The 4,166-nt window shown below is 42.2% G+C and carries 2 protein-coding genes; both read left to right on the top strand.

Annotated features, from left to right (window positions below):
- The first annotated feature begins 362 nt into the window (after positions 1–362).
- Complete coding sequence (locus HMPREF9072_RS03200) at positions 363–1,313, top strand: PhoH family protein (RefSeq protein WP_009410512.1); 951 nt, start codon at positions 363–365, stop codon at positions 1,311–1,313.
- Between the two features lie 322 nt (positions 1,314–1,635).
- Positions 1,636–3,954 (top strand): outer membrane beta-barrel protein, encoded by a 2,319-nt coding sequence (locus tag HMPREF9072_RS03195; RefSeq protein WP_009410511.1) that lies wholly within the window; start codon positions 1,636–1,638, stop codon positions 3,952–3,954.
- Positions 3,955–4,166 lie beyond the last annotated feature (212 nt).

Below are 4,166 nucleotides of genomic sequence, written 5' to 3'. Positions count from 1 at the left end.
AGAGGAATAGGCACTAGGCCTTAGGCCATAGGCAGTAGGGGGAAGTACGACGGAAAAAATAATGAAATGACGAGAGACGAATGACGAATGACGAAGAAAATGTGATGAAAATCTCTCGCGGGGCACATACCCAGCTGTCGCTGGCTACCTTCAAAGGGGGAATGTGGTGATGGAAAAGGGGAAATTAGGAAATGAGAGAATTAGTAAATTAGAGAGAGACTCAGGGAGAGCTGTCGAATAGGGCAGAGGGTGCGGACTTATCTAACGAGTGATTTGCTTATTAACAAATTGGCTAATTGACAATTTTTTCATATCTTTGCCAAAACTTTTAACTCTTAACTCTTAACTGATAACTAAATAAAGTGAACGAATTAACCTTAGAACTTACTGACGTGAGCGCCCAAGTGTTTTGTGGCGAAGACGAAAATAATATCAAATACATCAAAACGCTCTTCCCGAAACTGAAAATCGTAGCACGGGGGTCTAAACTTATTGCCTTTGGCGAAGAACATTTGCTAAAAGATTTTCAGAAACAAATGGAAAAGCTCATCGCCTATTGCGCAAAATACAATCGCTTAGACGAGCGCACTATCGATAGTATTTTTTCGGCTACTAGTACTGAGAAGAGCGAAAAAGTGCGCGAAGAGGACATCATTGTGCACGGCGTAAATGGCAAAATCATACGTCCGCAAACCCCCAATCAAGTAAAATTAGTAGAGCTGATGCACCAAAACGATATGGTATTTGCCGTAGGACCTGCCGGTACGGGTAAGACCTATGTGGGCGTTGCCTTAGCCGTAAAAGCTCTTAAAGAAAAACAAGTGCGTAGGATTATCCTCACTCGTCCGGCAGTGGAAGCAGGCGAGAATCTCGGCTTTCTTCCTGGTGACCTCAAAGAGAAACTTGACCCCTATATGCAACCCCTCTATGATGCCTTGCGCGATATGATTCCGCACGAAAAACTCAACGCCTTTATTGAGGCAGGAATCATAGAGATTGCCCCTCTTGCTTTTATGCGCGGACGCACCTTAGACAACGCTTTTGTAATCCTCGACGAGGCACAAAACACCACCCACGCCCAAATGAAGATGTTCCTCACCCGTATGGGGCGTAATGCCAAGTTTATGATTACCGGCGACCCTGGACAAATAGACCTACCTCGTAAAGTTTCCTCCGGACTTAAAGAAGCTATGCTTATCCTTCAAAAAGTACGGGGTATCGCTTTTCTCCACTTAGACGACAGAGACGTTGTGCGTCACCCACTTGTACGCAGTATTATAGAGGCTTATAAGACGATTGAGAACAACGAATAGACGTAGCACGACAAGCATTTTTTGCAGTATAAACTTTGAAGTTTGAAGTAGCTTGTCGTGCTACAACCTTTGGCAAAGTTTTTTACTTCTTATTCCAACTTTTTTGAAAAATCTTCGTTTATAGAGCAGAAAGTGAAAAATATTAGCTTTCTTCTTTAAAAAATAATCAAGAAAAGATAATTGATAATCAGCGTAATGGAAAAATAATGATATAATAACGCTATTTTTATGGTACTTTGTATTGCATAATACTTTTATTTGTTATATCTTTGCGCCGTGAAATTAATTAGTTTACATCTAGTAACCAAAAACCATATAAACAATGAAAAAGATTATTCTATCACTGCTATTGGCAGTAACGGTAAATGGCTTTGCACAATCTTCTTTTAAAGGAACCTTGTTGAATACTGAAAAAAAGCCTGTGAGTACTGCCAATGTACTCCTAATGACTCTCCCCGACTCTACTCTCGTAAAAGGGGCAATAAGCAATCAGCGAGGAGTTTTTGAACTACCCAATGCCGCTGAGGGTAAAAAGGTGGTTATCAAAATTACGCATTTGGAATATCAAACGGTGGTGTTTACGCCCTCGGGGAGCAACTTGGGCACCATTGTTTTGACTCCTGCTACCAATCAGTTAGGAGAAGTAGTGGTAACGGCACATCGCCCGATATTAGAACAAAAGGGTACGCGCATCAGTACTAATGTGGCGCAATCGACCTTGCAGAACCTACCCAAAGCCGAAATGCTTATCAACTTCTTGCCTGGGGTGAGCACTTCCTACACCGGTGGAGGTTATGAGGTATTTGGCAAAGGCAATCCTATCTTCTACATCGATAACCGCAGGGTGCGCAATTTAGATGAGGTGAATCAGTTATCGCCCAAAGACATTGAGAGCATAGAGCTGGAAACCCAACCTGGTGCGGAACACGACAATACGGTGGGTGCGGTAATCTATATCAAACTGAAAAAGAAACAAGGCGATGGACTGAGTGGGTCGGTTGAAAATGAAAATTATGTGTTAAAAAAAGGAGCCTTAATAACTACTTGGCTTAGTCTCAACTATCGCAAAGGCAAAACCGACTGGTTTACTACTATAGGCAACTTCAACAACTTCAACAAGAAAAATTTCGACCTTTATCAGGACTTGCAAGTGCATACCCAAAGCAATGATTGGCGCGTGACAAGCGACGAAACTAACAGGAGTAATGCCAAAGGAATAAATGCTAAAATAGGGGTAGCTCACGAGATTTCGGACAAACATTCCATAGGCGCAAGTGTGAGAGGGAGTGTAGAACCTTGGGTAGGACACAGGTTTAGCACCCAAGAGACCACTACCTTCAAAAATAACCTCCTTACTGCCAAAGGGCTCAATGAATACGACCGCTTTAGCCAAGATAAAAAGTTAGGCATTAATGCCTATTACGAAGGCAAAATTACTGACAAACTGAAACTGCAAACCGATGTAGATTATATCGGTCAGCGTTCCGATAACACTTCCGATATTGTGGAGCGCAACCTTCTCACCGCTACCTCTCGCAATGTGCACACCCATTCCGATGCTGCTTCCGATTGGTGGGGACTCAAAACTACTTTCTTACAAACCCTTGGCAAGGGCGCTATAAACTATGGCGTAGAAGCAAGCGACCTGCATCGCACTGAGGACTATACCGATAATGTGCTTTCGGCTTCGGATATTAAGAATACCGAAACACGCTCGGCTGGTTTTGTGAGTTTCTCTTACCCTATCAAAAAGGTGAATTTGAAACTCGGTACGCGCTATGAGTACGCCGACTTTGGTTATTACGAAAACGGACAAAAAAGCCCCGTAAAAAGCAAGACCTACCGCGATTGGTTACCCAATATTTCTATCGCATTCCCTTGGGATAAAACTCAACTGACTTTTAGTTATGCACGCAAAATTAAACGCCCAGCTTTTTATGAGCTCAGCGACTACAACACTTATAGTTCTCCTTTCTTGTACAATCGCGGAAATCCATATATTGTGCCTCAGCTTACTGATGAATGGAGTGCCTTGGCTACTTATGGTCCTATTTCGGCTTCGGTAAGTTATTCGAATATTCACAAGGGTATTTATTCCGATTACCAACTCTCAAGCATCAACCCCGATGCCGTTGAGAAAACCCTTCGCAATTACGATGATTTTAGCGAACTGAAATGCGTACTCAATGCGCAAACCCAAATAGGTAAATGGATGCCTAAACTTACGCTCACTTATAAAAAACCTTTTGCTAATAATGTGTTTTACACCAATGAAGGTAGGTTTATGGTAGAAATGATGAACCAAATTACTCCTACTGAAAACTGGTTAATCTTGGCGATGTTTATTTATATGAACAAAGGTTCAAACCGAGAAGTCTACGCCTACAAGGATATGAGTGGAATAGTCGTAGGGGTTGCCCGTATGTTCTTTCACCAATCGCTCACGGTGTATACCGTAATTTCCGACCCTTATAACGGTCTCAATGAGCACACACGTGTACAAAATCCGTACATTAGTAATAGTACTGCTCAGAATTACAGCAATTTTGGATTTAAAGTAGGACTGAGTTACAATTTCAATACCACCCAAAGCAAGTATAAAGGACAAGGAGCGGGAGAAGAAGAGAAGAACCGACTGTAATGAGGAAATTAGAAAATGAGGGTGTGAGGTTGTATTAGAGGAATGAGGCTGTGCCTCAGAAATCAAACAAAATTTAAACAAAATCAAGGCTACGCCTTGTAAACCAGCGGAGAGATTGTTAGTTTATTCAACTTTAGCAAAGGTGCGAGCCGCACAGGCAGCCGTAGCACGACGGGCAATTAACTTTGGCAAAGTTTGAGATGAAAAAGCGA

It is taken from the genome of Capnocytophaga sp. oral taxon 324 str. F0483 (assembly GCF_000318315.2).
In the GTDB taxonomy this organism is placed as follows: Bacteria; Bacteroidota; Bacteroidia; order Flavobacteriales; family Flavobacteriaceae; genus Capnocytophaga; species Capnocytophaga ochracea.
This window is presented reverse-complemented; position numbering and strand designations above follow the sequence as displayed.

Coding starts and splice junctions, on each gene's coding strand:
- HMPREF9072_RS03195 (WP_009410511.1), top strand. CDS start 1,636: ATGAAAAAGATTATTCTATCACTGCTATTGGCAGTAACGGTAAATGGC.